The organism is Deinococcus apachensis DSM 19763, from assembly GCF_000381345.1.
Taxonomy (GTDB): domain Bacteria; phylum Deinococcota; class Deinococci; order Deinococcales; family Deinococcaceae; genus Deinococcus; species Deinococcus apachensis.
The window spans coordinates 65,621-87,943 of sequence record NZ_KB906402.1; the positions used below are offsets into that span (position 1 = coordinate 65,621).

The 22,323-nt window shown below is 71.6% G+C and carries 15 protein-coding genes and 1 pseudogene; 10 read left to right on the forward strand and 6 right to left on the reverse strand.

Annotated features, from left to right (window positions below; translation table 11 throughout):
* Positions 1-32: 32 nt before the first annotated feature.
* Entirely contained in the window at positions 33-4,421 is a 4,389-nt protein-coding gene (locus F784_RS22850) for an alpha-2-macroglobulin family protein (protein WP_019586614.1), read from the forward strand.
* Positions 4,421-5,014 (forward strand): hypothetical protein, encoded by a 594-nt coding sequence (locus F784_RS24550; protein ID WP_019586615.1) that lies wholly within the window; start codon positions 4,421-4,423, stop codon positions 5,012-5,014. Before F784_RS22850 ends, F784_RS24550 begins: the two co-directional genes overlap by 1 nt.
* A 158-nt stretch (positions 5,015-5,172) precedes the next feature.
* Here the strand turns inward: F784_RS24550 and F784_RS26115 are convergent, their stop codons facing one another.
* A complete protein-coding gene (locus F784_RS26115; protein ID WP_019586616.1) occupies positions 5,173-5,532 on the reverse strand; it encodes a hypothetical protein in 360 nt (119 codons plus the stop codon).
* Positions 5,533-5,606: 74 nt separating this feature from the next.
* Here F784_RS26115 and F784_RS24560 point away from each other — a divergent pair, with 74 nt between their 5' ends.
* The 4 genes from F784_RS24560 to F784_RS0110140 are packed head-to-tail and all read left to right on the forward strand — an operon-like array spanning position 5,607 to position 9,670.
* A complete protein-coding gene (locus F784_RS24560) occupies positions 5,607-6,518 on the forward strand; it encodes an AAA family ATPase (protein ID WP_019586617.1) in 912 nt (303 codons plus the stop codon).
* The gene (locus F784_RS24565) at positions 6,515-7,474 is read left to right on the forward strand and encodes a tetratricopeptide repeat protein (protein WP_026332399.1); all 960 of its coding nucleotides are present in this window, start codon (positions 6,515-6,517) and stop codon (positions 7,472-7,474) included. The genes F784_RS24560 and F784_RS24565 overlap by 4 nt, the downstream gene beginning before the upstream one ends.
* A complete protein-coding gene (locus F784_RS24570) occupies positions 7,434-7,700 on the forward strand; it encodes a tetratricopeptide repeat protein (protein ID WP_019586618.1) in 267 nt (88 codons plus the stop codon). The genes F784_RS24565 and F784_RS24570 overlap by 41 nt, the downstream gene beginning before the upstream one ends.
* Complete coding sequence (locus F784_RS0110140; protein ID WP_019586619.1) at positions 7,697-9,670, forward strand: LamG-like jellyroll fold domain-containing protein; 1,974 nt, start codon at positions 7,697-7,699, stop codon at positions 9,668-9,670. Before F784_RS24570 ends, F784_RS0110140 begins: the two co-directional genes overlap by 4 nt.
* A 171-nt stretch (positions 9,671-9,841) precedes the next feature.
* On the opposite strand, the gene F784_RS0110145 is transcribed toward F784_RS0110140, so the two are convergent.
* From F784_RS0110145 to F784_RS0110160, 4 genes are all read right to left on the reverse strand, one after another.
* Complete coding sequence (locus F784_RS0110145; protein ID WP_019586620.1) at positions 9,842-10,732, reverse strand: glutaminyl-peptide cyclotransferase; 891 nt, start codon at positions 10,730-10,732, stop codon at positions 9,842-9,844.
* Positions 10,733-10,906: 174 nt separating this feature from the next.
* Positions 10,907-11,110, reverse strand: coding sequence for a hypothetical protein (locus F784_RS0110150; RefSeq protein ID WP_019586621.1), 204 nt, complete (start codon positions 11,108-11,110; stop codon positions 10,907-10,909).
* Positions 11,111-11,175: 65 nt separating this feature from the next.
* Positions 11,176-13,020 carry an SIR2 family protein gene (locus F784_RS0110155; protein WP_019586622.1) on the reverse strand — a complete coding sequence of 615 codons (1,845 nt, stop codon included), beginning with the start codon at positions 13,018-13,020 and terminating at the stop codon, positions 11,176-11,178.
* Between the two features lie 102 nt (positions 13,021-13,122).
* The gene (locus F784_RS0110160) at positions 13,123-16,128 is read right to left on the reverse strand and encodes an ATP-binding protein (RefSeq protein WP_019586623.1); all 3,006 of its coding nucleotides are present in this window, start codon (positions 16,126-16,128) and stop codon (positions 13,123-13,125) included.
* A gap of 434 nt (positions 16,129-16,562) precedes the next feature.
* Here F784_RS0110160 and F784_RS26120 point away from each other — a divergent pair, with 434 nt between their 5' ends.
* From F784_RS26120 to F784_RS0110180, 4 genes and pseudogenes are all read left to right on the forward strand, one after another.
* The gene (locus F784_RS26120) at positions 16,563-16,706 is read left to right on the forward strand and encodes a hypothetical protein (RefSeq protein ID WP_157465172.1); all 144 of its coding nucleotides are present in this window, start codon (positions 16,563-16,565) and stop codon (positions 16,704-16,706) included.
* Between the two features lie 136 nt (positions 16,707-16,842).
* Positions 16,843-17,367: a glycosyl hydrolase gene (locus F784_RS26810; RefSeq protein WP_211211893.1), complete on the forward strand. Its 525-nt coding sequence runs from the start codon at positions 16,843-16,845 to the stop codon at positions 17,365-17,367.
* A pseudogene (locus tag F784_RS27800) lies at positions 17,255-17,536 on the forward strand (discoidin domain-containing protein); the annotation flags it as partial. The gene F784_RS26810 and the pseudogene F784_RS27800, both read left to right, overlap by 113 nt.
* Positions 17,537-17,802: 266 nt before the next feature.
* Positions 17,803-19,749: a pectate lyase family protein gene (locus F784_RS0110180; protein WP_019586625.1), complete on the forward strand. Its 1,947-nt coding sequence runs from the start codon at positions 17,803-17,805 to the stop codon at positions 19,747-19,749.
* Positions 19,750-20,009: 260 nt separating this feature from the next.
* Here the strand turns inward: F784_RS0110180 and F784_RS0110185 are convergent, their stop codons facing one another.
* Entirely contained in the window at positions 20,010-21,851 is a 1,842-nt protein-coding gene (locus F784_RS0110185) for an N-acetylmuramoyl-L-alanine amidase (RefSeq protein WP_019586626.1), read from the reverse strand.
* Positions 21,852-22,323: the final 472 nt, after the last annotated feature.

Sequence of the window (22,323 nt, forward strand, 5' to 3'; positions counted from 1 at the left end):
ACGCTGAGGTCACGTCAAGCCCCGGAGGACGCATGAAGGGAACCCCCGCCCGAATCGGTCTGCTCGCCGCCCTGCTCACCGTCACGTTCGCGCCCGCCCAGCCCCCCGTCAGCCTGTACGGGGGCGTCTTTCGTCCCGGTCAGAGCGTGACCATCGGGGTGAGCGCCCCCGCCCGCACTGAGCTGCGTCTGGAGCGCGTGGCCGACCCGCTCGCGGTGTTCAGCGCCACCCCCGATCCCCACCAGCCCGACCTGCCGCCCGGAACACGGACGACCCCGGTGCGAACGCTGCGGACGGGCAGCAAGGGCTACGGCGAGGTCAACCTGGGGCGGCTTTCCCCCGGCCTGTACGTTCTGCGCGCGGGCCGGGCGGGCACCCTGATCCTGGTGAGTGACCTCGGGCTGGTGGTGAAGCGCGACCGGAATACCGCGCTCGTCTACGCGGCGGACCGGGCGAGCGGCGCGACACGGGCGGCGCGGGTGTGGCGGCTGGGGGCGGGGGGGACCAGCGCCCTCGCCAGCCCGGACGGCCTGGCGAAGTTCACGGCCCCCGCCAGCAACCGCGACTTCTTCCTCGCGCGCTTCGGCAACCAGTGGGCGGTGTCGGGCGCGAGCTGGAACAGCTACGCCGCGCCGAGGGTGAGGGGCTTCGTCTACACCGACCGCCCGGTGTACCGTCCCGGGCAGCACGTGGACTTCAAGGGCGTGGTGCGGAGCGGGCAGACCCTGAAGCCCCTGGCAAACCGGGCGGTGCGGGTGACGGTCTTTTCCCCCTTCGACGAGAGCGTCTTCCAGAAGAACCTGACCACGAATGGCTACGGCTCCTTCAACGCGGGGTTCGACCTCCCGGCGGGCGCCAAGCTCGGCGAGTACCGTTTCGAGGCGCGGGTGTCCGGGGTGGGCGAGGACGGCCCGGATGTGGGCGGCACCTTCGCGGTCGAGGCGTACCAGAAACCCGAGTACGCGGTGACGGTCACGCCGAGCAAGGGGCGGGCGGTGCAGGGCGAGGGGCTCAGCGTGCGGGTCAGCGCCCGCTACCTCTTCGGCGGGAGCGTGGGCGGGGCGCGCGTCACCTACAACGTCACCCGCGCTCCTTACTACCCGCCCGGCTTCGACACGGAGGACTACTTGCCCCCGGACATGGACGGGAGCGACTACGGCTCCGACCTCGTGGTGCAGGGCGAGACTCGGCTGAACGCGGCGGGCAACCTCGACCTCACCCTGCCCCTACAGCGGGACGCGCAGGGCCGCCCGCTGAGCTACCGCGTCGAGGCCGAGGTCGAGGACGAGTCGCGGCGTCCGGTGAGCGGCTTCGCCCGGGTCCTGGCCTTCCCCGCCAGCGTGAATGTCGAGGCCCGCACCGACGCCTACCTGTACGACGCCGGGAAGCCCATCCGGGTGGCACTGGACACCCGCGACCTCGCCGGGGCGGGACGGGCGGCCCCCGTCACTCTCGACCTCGTGCGGCAGGAGTGGGTGAAGGTGCGCGGCGAGTACACCCTGCGCGAAACCCGCGAGGCCCGCGTGACCGCCCGCACCAATGCGAGGGGGGAGGGAAGCGCCACCCTCACGGCCCGGCGAGGTGGTGGCTACCTGCTGCGCGCCACTGTGCGTGACGAGAAGGGGCGCACCTCCACCTTCGAGAATTTCGCGTGGGTCCTGAAGCCCGGCGAGGACTGGGGCTGGAACTACCGCGACCTCACCCTGCGGCCGGGCAAGAGGTCATACGCGCCAGGGGAGACCGCGACGGTCCTGATCGGCAACCCGCGGCCCGGCGCCCCAGTTCTGGTGACCATCGAGGGCGACCGCCTGCGCCGTTCCACAGTGCTGCGCGGTCGCGGCTCGGCCCTCACTTACTCCTTCCCGGTCACGCCTGACATGAGCGGGGACGTGTTCGTCGGGGCGGCGGCCCTGGGGGACGGCAACTTCTACTCGAACGCGGCACGGGTGCGCGTGCCTGTGCGGGGCGCGGAGCTGAGCGTGCGGGTCACCCCGGCCAGGGCGGAGTACCGGCCGGGCGAGACGGGGCGCCTCGCCGTGCAGGTGAGCGACGCCTCGGGGAAAGGTGTGCCCGCCGAGCTGACCCTCGGGGTGGTGGACCAGTCCATCTACCTGATCCGCGCGGACACGAGCACGCCCATGCTGAACGTCTTCCGCGCGCCGCGCGAGAACGTGGTGGGCACCAATTCGAGTGTGTCCTTCTACTTCGAGACCGGCCGCTTGCCCGCCCCCGCCCCGGCCATGACCGAGGCCGCCTTCGGGCAGGCCAAGACCGGGGACCGCCCGCAGGAGGGCACCCCGCGTGAGGACTTCCGCGACACGATCCTTTGGGTGCCCAACCTCGTGACCGACAATGCGGGCCGCGCCGAACTCAGCGTGCGCTTCCCGGACAACCTGACGACCTGGGTGGCGACCGCCCGGGCGCAGACCGTTTCCGCCCGCTTCGGGCAGACCACCACCACCACCATGACGACGAAGGACGTGATCGCGCGGTTGAGCCTGCCGCCCTTCCTGGTGCGTGGCGACACGGCGACGTTCGCGGGCGTGGTGAACAACACGCTGCCCCAGCCGGTCAAGGGCGAGGTGACGGCGCGGGTGCAGGGCCTCACGCCGATTTCCCCCCGCGGGCTGTTCAGTGGGGCGGGTTCTCCCGTCGCCGTGGGCGCGGGAGGACGGGTTCGGCAGGACTTCAGCGTAGGGGCCGATGCCGTGGGGACGGCCCGCGTCACCTTCGGCGTCCAGACCGCGAACGCGGGCGACAGCCTGAGGCTCCCCCTGCCCGTGAAGGCGCGCGGATACGACACGAGTCTCACGCTGGCGGGCGCGGCGGGGGAGACGGCCACGCTGCGGGTTCCCCAGGACACCAACCTCGCCACGGCTCAGCTCCGTGTGTTCGTCACGCCGTCGCTGCTCGACGCGGTGACGCCCGCGCTGACCTATCTCGTGGGCTACCCCTACGGCTGCACCGAGCAGACGATGAGCCGCTTCCTGCCCGCCCTGCTCGCCCGCGAGGCGCTGGGACCGGACGCCCTACCCGCCGACGTGCGGAATGACCTCCCCAGGATCATGGACCTCAGCCTCGCCCGCCTGTCCGATTTCCAGCATGACGACGGCGGCTGGGGCTTCTGGCAGTTCGACGACTCGACCCTGGAGATGACGGCCTACGTGACGCGCGGCCTGCTGCGGGCGCGGGGGCTCGGCGTGCGGGTGGACAACCGCGTCCTCGACCGCGCCCTGGTGTACCTCGCGCGGCATGTGGAGGACGGGAAGGAGCCGCAGGGCGCCCGCGCCACCGCGTACCGCGCCCTGGCGGAGGCGGGCCGGGTGAATCCTGCGAAGCTCGCCGCTTTCTCTCAGCGCGCCGAACTCGCCCCCTACGCCCTGTCGCACACGGCGCTGGCCCTCGAACAGGCCGGGCAGGGGCAGGCCGCGCGTGACCTGCTCGACCGCCTGAAGGCCCGGCGCGTCGAGGGCGGGCGCGGCGCCCCCGTCCACTGGGACGCCCCCCGCCGCGCGGACTGGTTCTGGTACTGGGAGGACAACAGCATCCAGACGACCGCCGCCGCCCTGGAAGCCCTCGCGCGGCTGGACCCGGGGAGCCCCCTCATTCCCCGCACGTCCCAGGGGCTCCTCGCCAACCGCCGGGGACCGCGCTGGATCAGCACCCAGGACACCACGAGCGTGGTGGTCGCCGCACTCGCGTTGAAACGCACGTCGGAGAGTGCCGTCCCCGCGCAGGTCAGCCTGAACGGCCAGCCCGCCGGAACAGTGACGGGCGCGGGCGAGGTCAACCTTGCAGGCGCGAAGCTCGCCCGCCTCACCCGCGGGCAGAACACCCTGCAGGTCACCGGAGCCCGCGGCGCCTCCTTCTCGGCCGAGCTGACCTTTGCCCGCGAGCCCCGTGCCTTACCCGGCGACCCCTCGCGCGGCTTCGCCCTCGCCCGGACCTATGAGAAGCTCGTGCCGACCTGGGACGCGAAGGAGAAGAGCTACAGCTATGCGCGCACGCCGCTCCTGCGCGGCGGACGGCTCCAGCCCGTCACGGTCGGCGACCTGATTCTGGTCACCCTCACCGTGCAGCCGCGGGAGAGGGACGCCCGTTACCTCCTCGTGAGCGACCCCATCCCGGCGGGCATGAAGGCGCTCGACGACCGCTCCCTCGACATCCGTGGCCTGAACGCCGTGGACGAGGACGACCCCTTCGCCTGGAACTACTGGTACGCGGGGCGCGACCTGCAAGACGACCGGGTGGACCTGTACGCCGACTTCCTGAGCGGGACGGGGAAGATGACGTACGTGCTGCGCGCCCAGACGCCCGGCACCTTCACCGCCCTGCCCACCCACGCCTTCCTGATGTACCAGCCCGACGTGGAGGGCTACGCGCCCGCCGCCACCCTCACCGTGCGCGACCGGGGGCAGTAGTGCCCTCCAAGAGGCGCGGTCTGGCCGTCCTGCTCGCGGGGCTGCTGGGCATCGCCTCCGCGCGGGGCGGGCAGCTCAGCGTGGAGGTGGGCGACCCGCGCGACCGCGCCTATCTCCCCGCGGTGTTCGGGGCCTGGCGCGGCGTCGGTCGGGACCTGCATGCCCTGGGCCTCACGCTGCCGGACACGCGGCTGGAGGCGGCGACGAGTGCCTCGGACTTCGCGCGCCGCACGGGTGAACCCTGGTTCGTCGCGGCGACCACGCGCGGGGCCGTCATCCACACCCAGCGCCTCGGCGCCCTCGCCGCGCGTGGAACCCTGCCCCTCACCATTCGCCACGAGGCTTTTCACGCCGCCCAGCCCCGCAGTCTCCCGCGCTGGCTCGCCGAGGGGCTGGCCCGGCTGTTCAGCGGGGAGGCGGAGCGCGACCCCCGGGGACCGACCGGGCTGGAGGGGCTGCCCGAGGGGACGCTGAGCGCCCGGCTCGCCGCGCGGGGGGAGGGCGACCTGTCCGCCGCCTACCGGGAGGCCACGCGTCGGGCGAGGCAGCTCGTGCAGACGCGGGGCTGGGCGAAGGTTCTCGCGCGGAAGTGAGGGGGAAACGGCCCGCTTCGTCCCCCGACCTTCCGCCCCTGGGCTGGCCGGTATGTGACAATCCGGGCGAGGCCCCGCACGGGGAGGAGGCGGTACTTGGAGGGCATGATCCGGCTGCTGGGCGCCCGCAGCACGACTCGGATGGCGTGACCACACCGTTACCGCACGAGGCCCCCCTGTGGCTCCTCGCCTACCTCGCCTGCCCGGGCGAGCGGGTGACGCGGGACGAGGTCGTGGAGCTGTTCTACCCCGGTATCGAGGCGGGCGCGGCGCGCAACCGATTGCGAAACCTGCTGCACCGTGTTCGGGGACTCCCCTGGGGCGGCGGCCTGGACGCGGGCAGCGACGGGCTGGGCTGGACCTCGGCCCTCGACGTGCGCCGCTTTCGCCGGGCCTGCTCGTCCGGGGACTGGGCCGGGGCGCTGGACCTGTACCGCGGGCCGCTGCTGGAGGGTGTGCGGCCCCAGCGCCTCCCCGAGTTCGAGCTGTGGCTGGAGGCGGAACGCGAGGACCTGCACGCCGCCCGGCAGGACGCCCTGCTGGGCCAGGCCGCCGCCCTCGATCAGGCGGGGGAGCCCGGCGAGGCGCTGGCGTGGCTGGACCGCCGCTGGCCGCCGACCCCCTCGCCGAGGAGGCGGTGCGGGCCTACCTGCGCTGCGCCGCGCGGGCCGGGCAGCGGGACCGGGGCCTGCGGGTCTTTGGGCGCTTCCGTCTGGGGTTGCGCCAGGAGATGGGGCTGGAACCCGAGGCGGCCACGGTGCGGCTGCACGCGGCCCTGCTGGAAGCGTCCCCCACAGCGGTCGCGCCCGTCCCCAGACCACGCCGCGCCTCCGGCACCCCCTTCTTCGGGCGCGAGGAGGAACTGGAGAGCCTGGGCGCGCATCTCGCCCGCCCTGACCACCGGCTGCTCACCCTCAGTGGTCCCGGGGGAGCGGGCAAGACCCGGCTCGCCCGGGAGGCGCTGGAAGGAGCGCGCGAGACCTTTGGCGCCGCGGCCCACTTCGTGCCCCTGGAGGCGGCGGACTCGGCCGCGGCGCTGGTCTCGGCGATGGCCGCCGCCACTGGGCTCAAGCTCGGAGGGGCCCAGCCGCCGCTGGGGCAACTGCTCGCCTTCCTGGGGTCGGGGCGGCACCTGCTGGTGCTGGACAATTTCGAGCAGCCCGGCGTGCGGGAGGAGACGCTCGCCGCCGTGCTGGCGCTGCTGGAGGGCACCGGGGGGGTCACGCTGCTCGTTACCTCGCGCCGCAGGCTGGGCCTCCAGGCCGAATGGGTGATGGCGCTGGGCGGGCTGGCGTATCCGGGCCACCCGGACCTCGCGGCGGCGGCCCGGTCGAGCGCGGTGCGGCTCTTCGTCGAGCGGGCGGGACGGGTGCGGCCCGGTTTTGCCCTGGGCGGCGGGAACGTGGCCTCCCTGGTCGAAATCTGCCAGCTCTGCGGGGGCCTGCCGCTCGCGCTGGAGCTCTCGGCGGCCTGGGCGGGCAGCCTCTCGGCGCCCGAGAGTTGAGCAAGAGCCTGGACCTCGCTGAGGGCGCGGCGCCCGACCGCCCGGAGCGGCACCACAGCCTGCGGGCGGCCTTCACGTCCTCGTGGGGGCTGCTCACGCCCGGCGAGCAGCGGGCGCTGGCCCGGCTCTCGGTCTTCCGGGGCGGCTTCGAGCGCCCGGCCGGGTCCCAGGTGGGTGGGGCGCCGCTGCGGACCCTGCTGGGGCTGGCCGACCATTCGCTGCTGCGCCGGGACCGCGAGGGGCGGTTCGCGCTGCATGAAGTCGTGCGCCAGTACGCCGCCGAGGCGCTGGGGATGGACCCGGCGGAGTTCGGGGCCGCGAGTCGCGCCCACGCCGCGCACTTCCTCGCCCTCGCCGAGGAGGCCGCGCCGGAGCTTCTCGGCCCCGAACAGGCGCGCTGGCTGGAGCGCCTGTCCACCGAGCACGACAACCTGCGCGCGGCCCTGGCCTGGCTGCTGGAACGTCGCGACGCGGGGGCCGCCCTGCGTCTGGCGGCGGCCCTGCACTGGTTCTGGTACGTGCGCGGCCACCACCGCGAGGGGCTCGCCCTGCTGGAGGCGGCGCTGGCGCTGCCGAGGGTGTCCGGAGCTGCCCGCGAGCTGGGCGAGTACCCGGCCGCCCGCGCCCGGCTGGATGAGGCCCTCCTGCTCTCTCAGGGGGCGGGAGCCCGGACTCAGGAAGCGAAAGTCCTGCACGCCCTGGGCCTGAACAGCCGTGGACTCGGCGGGCTGGAGGAGGCCCAGGCCTTCCTGACCCGCGCCGAGGCCATTCAGCGCGAGGTCGGGGACCGCTGGGGCCTGTCGACCTCCCTCAACGACCTGGGCATCACCTGGCTGCTGCGGGGGGAGGGCGCGCGCCCGCCGTCACTTCGAGGAGAGCCTGGCCCTCAAGGAGGCCATCGGGGACCGGCACGGGGTGGCCTACGCCCTCGCCAACCTGGGGAACGCCTCGGATGACCCCGCCGAGTCCCGTCAGCTCACCGGACGCAGCCTCGCCATCAAGCGCGAGCTGGGGGACCGGCAGGGCATGGCGAACTCGCTGTACAACCTCGCGGAGGTCAGCCTCTGCGCGGGGGACCTGGGCGCGGCGCGGGCGCAGCTCGGGGAGGCGCTGGAATTGTTCTGGGGCCTGGGGCGGCGGCGGGCGCTCGCCGTGGCCCTCGCCCAGTTCGCCCGGCTGTGAACGGCCTGACGGTCACGCCGACGACCCACGTGGACGACATCGTGCTGACGGCGGGCAGCGAGGTGCGGGTGCTACGCGTGCAGGACCGAGACGGGGACGGCCTCACCGCCGCCGAGGAGTACTTCTACGGCACCGACGACGGTAACCCCGACACCGACGGCGACGGCCTCTCCGACGCCGACGAGGCGCGGGTGGGCTGGATCGTGAACGCCCAGGGCGTGCCCCGCTATACCCGCCCGGTCTACCCCAACCCGGCCGTCCCCGACACGGATGGGGACGGCCTCACCGACGCGCAGGAGAAGGCCCAGGGGACCGACCCCCGCAATGCCGACACCGACGGCGACGGATTGAAGGACGCGGCCGATCCCGAGCCCCTGGTCCCGCGCAACCTCCCGCCCGTGGTGAGCGACGTGGCCGCCACGCCCTTCGGGTTCCAGGTGAGGCTGACGGGCAAGGCGGGCGACCCCGACGGCACGCTGAAGACCGTCTCCATCGACTGGGGCGACGGCGGCACCCCGACCGTGCTCAACGACGGCTTCGCGCCCTTCTCACTGACCCACGACTACGCCATCTGCGGCACGAAGACGATCCGCGTGACGGCCACCGACACCCGGGGCGGGACGACCACCGCCGCCGTCAACGCCGACGTAACCTGCCTGCTGGTCAACGGCCTGCGCGCCTACTACCGGTTCAACAACAGCGCCCAGGACTCCGGCCCGAACGGCCTGAACGGCGCCATCACGCCCGACCCCCTGCCCGCCGCCGACCGCTTCGACAACCCGCAGGAAGCCTTCACCTTCGTCAACGCCGGAGCAACTGGGAACGTCCCGACCGCCTTCACCGCGAATCTGGGCACCGGCGCGATGGTGGACAACCAGATCACGCTCGCCGCCTGGGTCAAGGCCGACGACTGGAACAGCCGGGAGGGCAGCAAGTACATCATGGGCCTGGAGAAAGGGCCGACCCTGAGCGGCGCCAGCGGCCGGTTGCAGTACCAGGTGCGGACGAAGTACCCGCAGGACAACTACATCGGCACGAGCGGACCCCAGAACGGCGAGTTCATGCCGAGGGGGCGCTGGGTGTTCGTGGTCGGGCGCACGGCCTTCGTGAACGGTCAGTACGTGCTGGGCCTCTTCGCGGACGGCGTGAAGGTGGGGGAAAGCGTGCTCCCCGCCGGGGTCACCACCCTCGCCCCGTTCGAGTGCGGCCGCCTGATCGTCGGCCCGGGCATCGCCCCGACGACCTGCGGCGGCGCCCTGACCCCGACGAGCTTCGGCGGTCAGGCGGACGACGTGCGCGTCTACAACCGCCCCCTGAGCGACGAGGAGATCGCCACGCTCTATCACGAGAACCGCTGCACAGGGCGCCCTGGCGACAAGCCGGGGCGCCCTGCTGGTGTGGGAGCCTCCCGCGGCTCAGTAGTACAGGATGTCCCAGTGGTTGGCCCAGTACTCGTCGGCGTAGATGTTGCCCGCCGCACTCTGGTACCTCGGGGCGCCGTCGCCGCGGTTGCTGATGCGCGTGAAGCTGTTCTGGATGTAGGTGCCGATGCAACTGGATTTGCTGATGTCGAGCTTGTACCCGTTCCAGTGGCTGTAGGTGCCGCTGGCGTGCCCGGTCTCCGTGCCCCCCGTGATGTTGATCGCGCAGCCCGAGGCCCGCTTGAGGGTGAGGATGCCGTCGATGGTGCCGGAGTTCACCTGCTCCAGCGAGGTGCAGGTGCTGGTGTTGCGGTCGCTGCAATTCCCGCTGGAGGAGATGGTGATCCCGGCGGCCCTGACGCGGGAGCGGGCCTCGGCGTCGGACAGCTTCACGCCGCTGAGGGCTTGCAGGGGGGCCGAAGTGGACGCCTCCGCATCCAGAACAGTGGCCGGGGCCACGCCCTGAGCGGTGGGGTCCGGCCGGGCGGTGACTCCGCAGGCGGACAGGCCGAGGGCGGCAGCGCCGAGGAGCAAGAGGGCCTGGGTTGAGCGTTGGATCATGCGGTGATACCTCCTGGGTGGGGGTGGCCCCCACGAAGATGGCGAGGGCCGCGGAGGTCATCATGCTCATCCACCTGTGATGGACCGGGGCACGCGGAAAGGAGGCGGGTCCGGGCTCTCCGGAACGGGCCTCCCGCTGCGCCGCAATAACCCCGCCCGTCACCGCAAGGGGTCCTCGGCGGGGGTCTTCCCCTCTTCCTGCTCGCCGGGAAGCTGCACCTCGAACACGGTGGGCCAGCGCTTGCCCGTGAGCAGCAGGGTGCCCCGCTCGGGCACGTAGGCGATGCCGTTGGGCACGTCCTCCGCCGTGAGGGGCCGCCCCGCCCTGCTGGCCGCCGCGCTCACCTCCCGGGTCAGAGCCTGCACGTCCAGCCAGAGGGTGACCCGCCCGGTCGCGGGGTCGATGCGGGCAATCCGGTTCGTGAGCCACACGTTCGCGTAGAGGCTCCCCCGCACCTCCTCCAGCTCGTTGAGGTGGTCCACCGGCTGTCCCCCATCGGTCACCTGCACGCGGCGGGTGACGGCGAAGGTCTGCGGATCACGCCAGAAGAGCGTGCTCGACCCGTCGCTCATCACCAGGCTCCGGCCATCGTGGGTCAGGCCCCAGCCCTCGCCGGGGTAGGCGAAGCGGCCCAGCTCGCGCAGGGTGACCGCGTCCAGAGCAAAGGCCACGCCCGTCCGCCAGGTCAGGTGGTACGCCACGCCGTTCAGAACAGTGACGCCCTCGCCGAACGCTTCCCGGATGGGCGTGGGCACCCCCAGCAGCACCCGCCCGGTCCCCAGCTCCACCCGCCGCACCCCGGAGGCCCCGACCAGCCCCGTACTCTCGACGAGGACTCCCTGCCCCAGGTACTGGAGGCCCTGGGTAAAGGCGTCCCGGTCGTGGGGATACCGGGTGAGGACCACCGGGCTGACCACGGGAACCCCGATCTGGACAGGGGGCGGGGGTGGAGCTGGGGGCGCCGGGCTGGAGGGCGGCGCGTCCGTGCGGGTCTCCGGCCCGCCCGCACAGGCGGGGGGGAGGGAGGTCCCGACGACGATGAGAACCATGCCCACGAGGCGCCGGACGGGGTGCCTCCAGTTGGATGCGGCGGCCGCCGTTGCGCTTGCTGCGGCCAGCCCTGGCTTGCGGAACCCCTCTTCACGTCGCATGTGGCTCTCCTGGTCGGTGCGCCCTGAGCATAGGCCATCGCCGCCACCCGCTCCCGGGGATGTTCCCGCCGATCAGCGCCGCCTGTCCCGCCATCTCCGCCACAGGGGCGCGAGCCAGAAACCCACGCCGAGCATCCCGCACAACCCGGCTCCCCACCCGGGCCAGCCGCTGCCCCCGCCGTACAGGGCGACCAGCACCAGGAGCAGGCCCCGGGTGAAGGGATGGAGGAGGGCCAGGAACACGGCGCGCAGACTCAGGTCGATCAGGGCGTCCATACGCGGACCCTAGCCGGGAGTGGATGATCGGGGCATGACGTGCGGGTGCGGCGCCCCTCACCTCCTCACGCTCGGCGGGGGCGCAGCCGCAGGTTCATGGTGGGCACGACGACCGTCTCCGGGGTGACGGGCAGGGCCGCCGCCAGCGGGGGGTCGAGCTGGATGTCCCACTCCCCGGGGTTGGTGAGCCCGCAGGTCGCCAGGAGCCTCACCACGGTGGAGGTGGCGTCCGGCGAGGTGACGCTCAGCACCTCCGACTCCCCGGCCGCGTCGCGCAGGTCCACGGTGTACTGCTGGATGTCCGAGGACAGCAGCGCGGTGACCGGGAGTTTGCCCGCCATCAGCGGGTGCCACACCCCGGGATGGTCGATGTACAGGATGATCTCCCGCAGCGTCCGCACAGGCACCCCGGTGACGAACAGCCGCACCCCCCGCAGCACCTGCGCGAACGGGTGGATGGGATTCCAGTGTGCGCTGCGCCCAGCCGCCACCGGCAGAATATGGACGCGCCCGTGCCGCCCAGTCTGCTCCACCGCGGCGAGGGCGGTGCAGACGGCGGGCGCGATCACGCTCAGGTCGCGGTCGTTGCGCCCCTCGTCCGAGGTCCGGGCGACCACGGCGAACAGCGCCGCGTCCCCGTACTGGAAGACCTGGTGCCCCGTTCCCGTAGCCTCCCACTCCCCGGGCTCCGGGGGAAGGCTCACGCCCGGACACGGGGCGAGGGCGTCCAGGGCCAGCGCCTGATTGCCCAGGACCGGTCGCCCTTCCCGGCGCCCCGCGCTGAGCACCAGGGCGTCCCCGGCGGCCCAGTCCACCTGGCCCGGGGAGACCCGGCCCCGGCGCAGCACCAGGCGCACGGCGTGGTCGGCCGGGGGGGGCTGGAGGGTGTAGCGGAGTTCCTCCACCTGCGCGAAGCTGGCGGGCGGCGGCGGCTGGTCGCGCGGCCAGCGCACGTCCCGCGCGAGGTCCTCCAGAAAGGCCGGGACCTCGTCGTGGCGGTCGTAGAAGACGGGGACGACGCCCAGGCGGGTTTGCAGGAACGCCGGGTCGTACAGGTCCGGCGCGCCGGTGCGCCGCAGCAGGGCGAAGTGTGGCATCTGGCCGGGTCCCTGGTGGTAGAGGATCTCGCTGAACAGGTCCACGAGGTAGTTCTCCAGCAGGCCCGACCCCAGGAACAGCAGGGAGCGGCGGCGGAACACCTCGCCGAAGGCCCGGCGGAAGTGCGGCACCGCGTGGATGGCGCGCTGGTACTGCTGGTGCCCGGCCACCACCTCCAGCGCCAGGGTCCGGCGCCGGGCGTCGGAGGGCACCGACGCCTCCGGCGGCGCGCACTGGCCGCCCAGATACCCCTGCAGTGCCCACAACACCGGGCGGCTGGGCTCGGACAGGGAACGCAGCACCCGGTGGCAGTCCGGGAGGGAGCGGCCCAGCACCGCCAGGGGCTCGGAGGGGTGGCCCTCGGCGCGCAGCGTGGCCTGGCGGGCCGCCCAGTACAGGTCGTCGTAATTGGTGGTGAGCACCAGCGGCCAGTACAGGCGCGTGAGCGCCCGGAGCTGCGGCGTCGGCGCGATGAACTCCGGGGCCTCCTTGAGCGCCTGCCGGAACACCTCGTCGCGGACCCCGGGCGGGCGGGCGCGCAGCACCATCGTGACCTTGTCCGCCAGGCGGTAGCACTGTTCCGGGGTGGGGGGACGGCCAGGGTCCAGGAAGTCGGGGGGCACGTCCGGCAGCCCCGCGCCCGCCGCCAGCCGGACGAGAAAGGTCCGCCAGCTCGTGCAGGCGGGCTGCCCCGGCGCCCCCAGGCTCATGCCCGACCCCACGAACGGGGTGAGCAGGCCGTCGCGGTACAGCGCGGCCAGCAGGGGGGCGACCTGCCGGAACTCCAGGCCCTCCACCGCTGGAGTGGGCATGGCCTCACCTCACCTTTCCGGGGATCAGCGGCTCGGGGGCGGTGGGCACGGGGCCGTCCCACCGCTCAGCCCTGTCCGGTGTTTCCGCGTCACGTGGCGTCGTCACGGCGACCTCCCCCAGTTCACCCGGTCCCGCGCCCCGGCCGCCCTCCAGGCAGCGGCCAGGCCGCGGCGGCCCGGAATGTTGTTCACGAACCGCTCGCGGTCTAGCCCGTCCAGCTTGCTGGCCTGGCGCTCCAGAAGCCGCCAGCCCTGCTCCAGCACGCTTGCCGCGCGCGCGTCGCCGCATGCCCACAAGACTTCAAAGCATGCCAGGCACGTCTCCGACCAGTCGTCCAGCAGGTGCGTTTGCTCCAGCAGGGGGAGGAGCGCCTCCACGAGCCTCAGTGCCCGCTCAGGACGGGCCTTGGCCATCTCAAGCCGGATCAATCCGGTTTGACTTTGAATCCACTTGAACGCTTCATGTGCGTACTGCCGCTGGTACGCATGAAACGCCGCCTCGGCTTCCTCAAGCCGCTCCAGGGCGAGCAAGGCCCTGGCCTCCTCAATTACGGGTGTCAGCCCAATCTGCCGCGCCAGTTCCAGCGCCCGTTCGGGGTGCTCCTGGCAGAGTTCGAGCTCGGCCAGGTCCTCCAGAAGGTGACCGAGCATGTCACGGTCAAGAGGTCGAATGGCTTCGATAGCGGCCTCGAAAAGGGCACGCGCCTCGACCAAGTTCCCCAGCACAGCTTCCACATACGCCAATTGATGCTGCGCCTCGACGATCTTCACTGGGATACCTGTGCGCCGGTAAAGCTCCAGTGCCATCTGGGCGAACCGCTCAGCCTCCACACACTCGCCCTCCCCCAGCCTCGTGCGCGACAGGTAAAGAAGCGCGCCGCCTTCAAGCTGGCGCTCCCCGATCTGGCGCGAGCCTTCCAGTGCGGTCTCCAGCAGTGCCCGTGCCTCCGGGAAACGACGCTGATTGCTGGCAAGCACGCCCAGGGCCAGTTCGGCGTGAACCTCGGCCCGGCGGTCGCCAAGACGCCGTGCCCCGGCAAGGCTCTGCCTGAGAAGCGTGGTCGCCTGGGGGAAGTCCCCGAGGTTGAGGGCGATGATCCCCAGACTCTTGACGGCGATCTGCTCCCCCCGCAGGTCGCCGATCTGGCGGTACAGCGCGAGGACCTGTTCAAAGGTGGCTTGGGCTTCCCACAGGTCATGGTGAAAAGCCACCCAGCCCAGCTCGTGGAGAGCTGCCGCCTGAATCCACCCAGCCCCGGGTCCGGCCACCTGGAGCGCCCGCCGCAACTGAGACTCGGCCTCCTTCAGCCGTCCCAGGCGGCGCAGGACGCCGCCCCGGGCGAGGTCACCCTCCATCTGGAAGTCGCGATGCCGGGCGGCGACGGCCCGCGCCATCGCCCACTCCGCCGCCGCGAACGCAGCAGGCAGATCATTGACCTGCTGCGCGTGGTTCACCCGCCGCAGCGCCGCCTGACAGCGCCTGCCGTCGTCGTCCAGCGCCTCGGCGAGCCGCTCCAACGCCGCCACGTCCCGGAGCTGAGGCTCACGCTGGCCCTGGAGGTCAAGGGCTTTCTCCCGAACCAGCAGCAGCTCGAAACGCCTCTCCACGTCGCGCTCCGGCGTCAACTCCAGCCCCCGGGTCAGCAGGCGCTCGGCCTCGTGCGGCGCGCCCTGGCGGATCGCCTGCTCCCCGGCCTGTCGGTAGAACTCGGCGGCCCTCTCATCCTCCCCCGCCCGGTCGTAGTGCCAGGCCAACACCACCGGGTCAGGTGCCTCGGCGTACAGCTCCTCCAGGGCCTGCCCCACCTCGCCGTGGAGGAGGCGCCGCTCGCCCTGCCCCAGCTCCCCGTACAGGTAGTGTTGGAACAGGGTGTGGGCGAAGCGGTAGCCCGTCAGCCGCCGCCGTCCGGCCCGCAGTTCGCCCCCCTCCCGCACCAGCCCGTGCCGCCCCTCCAGGTGCTGCGAGAGGTCGCGCAGCAGCGGGCGGGGCGCCAGCCCCTGCACCTGGGCCACGACCTCCGCCGTGAAGGTTTCGCCCTCCACGCTCGCCACCCGCAACACCTCCTGCTGGGCCTCCTCCAGGTGACCGATGCGCTGCTCGATCACCCCCTCCACCCGTGAGGGCAGGGTGTCGAACTCCAGCCTCGGGCCGACCACCAAGCAGCCCGCGCTGTCCCGGACCAGGTCACCGCGCTCCTGCAGGCTCCGCAGCAGCTCGACGGTGAAGAGGGGATGCCCCTCGGTGTGCCGGAAGAGGGCCTCGCGGAAGTCCGTCCCCAGCCGGTTGGGCTCGGTGTCCAGCAGGTGGTTCACGAACTCGCGCCCCTCCGTTTCGCCCACCTGCAAATCGACCCACACGTCCTCGGCGTACCGCTTGATCTCGGCCAGCACCCGCTCCAGGGGGTGACGCTCGGTACCGCGCCGATACAGCTCGTGGGGCCGGTACGTACCGACCAACAGCGCGGTGCTGCCCTCCAGGCGGCGCGACAGGTGAAAGAGGAGGTCAACCGAGGCGGCGTCCGCCCAATGCAGGTCGTCCACGATCAGCAGGAGGGGCCGCTCGGAGGCGAGTGCCCGCAGGACGTTGGCGTACTGCTCCAACAGGTGCTCGGGTTGGACTGCGGCCTGAGCACTGGGCTTGCGTTTGGCGAGTTTTTCCAGTTCGTCCAGCCAGCCCGCCTTCTGCGCCAGGGCCTTGCCCGCTTTGGCGACCAGCACGCCACCCGGGACGATGGTGCCCACCAGGTCAGGGCCGACCTCGATCAGCACCTGGGTGGAGCGCACCAGCCAGCGCCGCAGGCGGCCCTCGTGAGGGTGCGGTTCGGCTGCCGCGCGCCCGGCCACGCCGACCAGCACCCCCAGGAGCTCGCGGAAGGGCAGGTAGGGGTCGCCCACCCCGCTCTGAGCATTGCAGTTGCCGGAGGCCACCGCGAGGTGCTCGTCCGCGTCCTGCGCCCGGCGGGCGAACGCCTGGACCAGCGCGGTCTTGCCGCCCCCCGCCTCGCCAGTAACGAAACACACCTGCCCCTGGCCGGTCAGGGCGCGCGCCAGAAACGTCTCCAGCCGCGCCAGTTCCTGCTCCCGCCCCACGAATGGAAGTTCGCTCATACCCCCGCTTTCTGGGAGGTCACCCACCTCCGGGGAAAGGCGCCCGGACCCGGCAACGCTGGCCTTTTCAAGGCGGGCGGCTCTCGACCCGTCTGCCTCGCTCGTTCCGAGCCCCGTTTCCCTACGCCCGTGCGGCGCAACCAGGCCTGACCTTCCGAACTTAGGGCGGCCTGTCTCTGGCGACTGCGACCCGGTGGCCGGGAACGACCGGCGGGGGCCGGTCGGGCGCGTGGAACGGCGACCGATGCGTTCATGACGCCTCCTCATGCGTGGTGGGAGCGGACGCGCTGGAATCCCAGTATGCGCTCTCTGAACCTTCCGGAGTGGTCCTCAGCGGGCCGGGCGCGGGGGGGCGGTCGCTTCCCGCTCGATCAGCTCGGTGGGGAAGGGAGGGAAGCCCCGGGTCGTACTGGGGCTCCTCCCCGAATGTGGGCGTGCCGTCCGACTACGCCGCGCGCTACGGCATGGACTACCTGCCCATGCTGTGGAACAGCACCCTCGACCCCGCTAGCATCGAGAGCAGGCTGCGGGACAACCCCGCCGTCAAGGACCTGCTGGTCCTGAACGAACCCAACTGACCGACCAGGCCAACCTCACCCCCTCTCAGGCCGCCGTCCTGTGGCCCCGTTCCAACAGGTGGCGCGCGACACCGGCGTGGGGCTGGTCGGCCCGGCGATGAACTGGGGCACGATCTCTGGGTAAACGACCCGGTGTGTGGCTGGACGCCTTTTACTCGGCCTACCGGGCGAGGAACGGGGGCCGCGCCCCGCGGATCGACTCCCTTGCCTTCACTGGTACGACGACGGGCTCGTCGCGGGGCAGCTCGACCGCCTGAAGCAGTGCGACAAGTCCTTCTGGGTGACCGGGTACTCCAACAGGCACGGCGGAACGGACGGCCCCCGGATCGACACGCTCGCAGGGCAGAAGGCGCGGATGGCCGACATGGTGGCGACCCTGGAGGGCCGCGCCCACGTGTTCCGTCCCGCCTGGTTCACCGGGCGCTGGAACAATGATTCGCCCTCCATCAGCCTGCTGGGGCGGACCGGGCAGCCCACCGAGCTGAGGCAGTACCACCTCTCGCTGCCCTCCAGCGCGACCGGCGGAACGGGCACCTGCGGCGCGGCCAATCTCGCGCTGGGCAGGCCCGCCAGCGCCTCCTCGACCGAGAACGGCGGCCGCGCCCGCGGGCGCGGCCCTCGACGGCAACGCCGGAACCCGCTGGTCGAGCGCGTGGAGTGATCCGCGGTGGGTGCAGGTGGACCTGGGGACTCCGCGAAACATCTGCCGGGTCACCTTGCCTTGGGAGGAGGCCTACGGCAAGGCCTTCGAGATCGAGGTCTCGAACGACACGAAGACCTGGACTCCGGTGTACTCGTCCACCACGGGCACGGGGGACACCCAGACGCTGAACGTGAGCGGCACGGGCCAGTACGTCCGCATGTCTGGGACCCAGGGCGGCACGAGCACGGCTATTCCCTCCCCGAGTTCCAGGTGTATGGTGCGCCCTGAGCCTGCTCACCACCAGAACATTCCCGTGACTTCACGTCATGGCCGTCCCTGCCATTCACAGGGCGCCGAACCGGAAAGGAGAACACGCCGGACCCATTGCCCGCCGCCCAGCCACAGCCAAGAGCCCACCGTTCGAGCAGGTGTTCACACCCCGAAAGGATGCCGATGCGACACCATCACCAAGCGCGTCATCTCTCCCAGGCGGCTCCCAAGCCCAACCGTTCCCGTGCGGGCAAGGCCAGAAACCGGGCCGTCACCCTGCTGGCGGGCCTCACCCTGGCCCTGAGTGCCTGTGGCCAGGTGCCTACCCCGGCGGCCGGGGCCGACAGCCGGACCCTGGGCCAGCTCGCCGCTCCGGGGGGCCAGCGCGACCTCGGCCCCAACGTCATCATCTTCGACCCCCACATGCCGCTCGCCGAGATTCAGGCGAAGGTGGACGCGATCAGTGCCCGGCAGGTCGACAACGAGATGGGCTCCGGGCGGTACGCGCTGCTCTTCAGGCCGGGTGTCTACGGCACGGCCACCCAGCCCCTGCACATCCAGGTCGGCTACTACACCGAGGTGGCGGGCCTGGGCGCCTCTCCGGGCGACGTGACGATCAACGGCAAGGTCGAGGTCTACAACCGCTGTCTGGAGGGCGGCGGCACCAGCAACTGCCTCGCGCTCGTCAACTTCTGGCGCACGCTGTCGAACCTCACCATCAACGTGAACGGCACGGGCCAGGACGGCTGCCGCGCCTCCGCCAACTTCTGGGCGGTCTCGCAGGCGGCGCCCATGCGGCGGGTGAACGTCGTGGGGGGCAACCTCAGCCTGATGGACTACTGCACCGCCGGGCCGCAGTACGCCAGCGGGGGCTTTATTGCCGATTCGAAGACGGGCTTCATCATCAACGGGTCCCAGCAGCAGTTCCTGATCCGCAACAGCACCATCGGCGGCTGGTCGAACGGCGTGTGGAACCAGGTCTTCTCGGGGGTCGAGGGCGCGCCGGGTGAGGCCGGATTCCCGAACCCGCCCTACACGACGCTGGACACGACGCCCGTCAGCCGCGAGAAGCCCTACCTCTTCATGGACGCACAGGGGGCGTACCAGGTCCGGGTGCCCGCCGCCACGCGAAACAGCCGCGGCATCACCTGGCAGAACGGGATGACGCCGGGCCGCACAGTCCCGCTGGATGACTTCTTCGTGGCCCGGCCGTCCGACTCCGTGCAGGCCATCAACCGGGAACTCGCCCGCGGCAAGAACCTGCTCCTCACGCCGGGGGTCTACGACATCGACCGCAGCATCGACGTGAAGCGCGCCGACACGGTTGTCCTGGGTCTGGGGCACGCCACGCTCACGGCAGTGGGCGGCGCCGTGCCGGTGACCGTCGCGGATGTGCCGGGCGTGGTCATCGCGGGCGTCACGATGGACGCAGGCCCCGTGAAGTCGCCCGCCCTGCTCCAGGTTGGCAAGAAGAACGGCAACAACGGCCGCCCGCACAACGATCCCACCAACCCCACGACTCTGACTGACGTGTACTTCCGCGTCGGCGGCCCACACGTCGGCAAAGCGGACATCGGGCTGGAGGTCAACAGCGACAACGTGCTGATCGACCACGCCTGGGTGTGGCGCGCCGACCACGGGATCGAGGGCTTCTCGGGCGATACCGAGCGCTGGAATACCAACACTGGCCGCAACGGTGCGGTGATCAACGGGGACAACGTGACGGCCACCGGCCTCTTCGTTGAGCACTTTCAGCAGTACAACACCATCTGGAACGGCGAGAACGGCACGACCGTGCTGTACCAGAACGAGCTGCCGTACGACCCGCCCACCCAGGCCGACTGGCAGCATGGGGGCACCCTGGGCTGGGCGGGCTACAAGGTCGGGGACCGGGTGAAAACGCACCGGCTCTACGGCGGCGGCGTCTACGTCTTCAACCAGAACAACCCGTCCATCCACACAGAAAACGGCTTCGAGGTGCCCAATACCGCGGGGGTCCGCCTGCACCACATCATGACCGTCAACCTCAGCGCGGGCACGATCAACCACGTGGTGAACGGCGTGGGCGCTGCGGCGGGTACCAGCAAGGTCGGCCAGCCGGTCTACGTCACCGACTACCCGACCCCGTGACCGACACGAGGCAGGATTAATACAAAGGAAGTGGGCCGGAGCAGGAAGTTCGCTCCGGCCCTGGCTGTTCCCTCCACGCCGTCCCAGCTCTGGAAGCTGCGCTGATGGGCCGCTCTCGCCGGGTGGGCGCCCCCTCACCCCTGGCGGCGCCAGGCCCTCTCCCAAGAGGGAAGAGGGTCAGCAAGAGGAAGGGGCACCAGAGCGTTGTCCTGGGTGGAGATCCAGGCCTGGCTCCGGCCCACTTCCCTTGCCCACCCGACCTACCGTCCGGCCCGGCCCAGCGCGGCGTCGCGGTAGAAGCGTTCGAGGCCCAGGGCGATGGCCTGCGCGAAGCGTTCGCGTCCGGCCGCACTCATCAACAGCCGCAGGTTGCCCTTGTCGGTCAGGAACGCCGTCTCGATCAGGATGCTGGGCTGGGTGGTCGGCCGCGCCAGCGCCAGGTTCTGGTAGTGGACCCCGTCGTTGCCCACCTCGGGCAGCACACTCACCAGGCTGGCGAGCAGCGTATCCGCCAGCGCGCGGGCCTGGGGCTGGTAGTAGTACACGCCGCTGCCCCGCTTGGTGCGGGGGTCCGTCCCGTCCGGCAGGGCGTTGGCGTGGATGCTCACGAGCAGGTCGGCATTGCTGGTCTCGGCGAGCAGCGGGCGGTCGTAGATCGGCACCGTCACGTCCGCCTCGCGCGTCAGGACGACCGTGGCGCCCTTCTCCCGCAGCAGCTCGGCCACCCGCAGCGCGATGGGCAGGTTCAGGTTCTTCTCCGGCACCCGCAGCGGCCCGGCCCCGCCGAACTCGTCCCCCCCGTGCCCCGGGTCCAGGACGATGGTCCGGCCACGCAACGGGGCGCGGGCGTCGAGGGTCGGGGCGTTCCGCACCCGCAGCACCAGGGTCGTGCCCTCGTAGGTGGCATCGTAGCCCCAGGGGGCGGCGCTTAAGTCCACATGCACTCGCGCCACGCCGTCACTCTCCTGGGTCCAGCGCACGTCGCGCACCGGCCCTTTCGGGAAGTCGGAGACGATGTAATCCACGTCCGCAATGCTCTGGAACAGCCGCAGGTCCAGGCTGGAGCTGTCCGGGTTCACCTGCTGCTCCACCGTGAAGGGCACCCGGGTGGGCAGGTTCAGCCGCACTTCACTGTGGGTGTCCCCCGTCTTCACGCCAATCTGGGTGAAGATCGCCCGGGGAAGGGGCGTGCCCTCGGGCCGCAGGGTGAGGGTGCTCTTGGGGGCGTTCAGCGTCAGTGTCCCCGACGCCTGCACCGCAAAGGTATTGCCCTCCTCGCCCACGACCACGGCGAGCGCGCCCGGCCGCGGAAAGACCACGTAGTTGCGGCCCGCCCCGTTGCGCCACACGAAGGTCCCCGCCTGGAGACCCCGCCCGGGGATGGTCGCCGTGACCTCCGCCACCCGGGGGCCGGTGCCCGTCACGCTGAGCTTGCCCGGGCTGGTCGCGGTGGCCGTGGTGCCGTCCGTGGCCGTCAGGGTGAACGCCACGGGCGCGGCCTCCAGCTTCTCCGGCAGCAGGAAGGTCCCCTCGTAGCGGCCCGGCGCCGTCTCCGCCATCAGCAAGGGACCGAGGTCGCCGACCTTGAAGGACGCCTTCCCCCCGGCGGTGCCCGTGAAGGCCACCGGCACCGCCCGCAGCTCCAGATTCTGGGGCTGGACGTAGGCCACCCGGTCCGCGGCGGGCAGCAGGCTGGCGGGCACGATCTGGGCCGCGCCTGTGGGGAGCGGCGCGGGCGGCGCGCTCGTCACCCGGAGGTCCTGACGGGCCGTCTCGCCGCCCTGGGTGGATTCCAGCGTCAGGATGTTCTCGCCGGACTTCAGGGGCACCCACTCGATGAAGAGCCCGTCGCCTCCGACATCGACGGGCTGACCGTTCAGGGTGAGGGTCGCCCCGGGTTTGACACTGCCCTCCAGCAGCACGTGGTCGTACGCCACCGTGTACTTGTCCGGCGGGTAGGCCACGAAGATGGGCGCGTCGCTGATGGGGGGAAGCAGGGTCGTCCCCGTCGTCGTGGGTGTGGTTGCGGGGGCCGCCGTCTGGGCGAGGGCGACCGTTCCGATGGACAGCAGCAGGGTGGCGAGCAGAAAGCGGCGCAGCATGAAACCTCCTGGGGGTGAGTCTGTGGCCGAGTGTACCAATCGTCCGGCGCAGGCCCTGCGTCAAACTCGTGTGGGCGTCACCCGGAGGAGGGGGTGAAGGGCGTCAGGATGGGGACACGGCGCTGTGCCCGCAGGAAGACGGCTTCGGGCGAAGGAACGCCGGAGCCCTCTGTCGTCCGGAGGCGTTGCTGCCCCACGGCGCAACTTGAGCTTTGGGCGGCCATTTCGGTCCAGTTACGGGAACTCGCCTCTACCAGTCGCCGACGCGGGCCGCGCTGTCATGATCCTGTCAGGACTTCCTGGCTCCAGGGAAAAAACCTGTAGGTAATCACACTTTCGGTGGCCAAAAGGGGTCTCGTGTCTTTGGCGGTGAAGTGGCCCTAACCGGGCTCTCCAGGCCAAAAAGCCCTCCTGCACGTTGTTTATTCCGTTGCGCCCCACGGGCGCCCTGCTCGGACCAAGTGTGATGAAG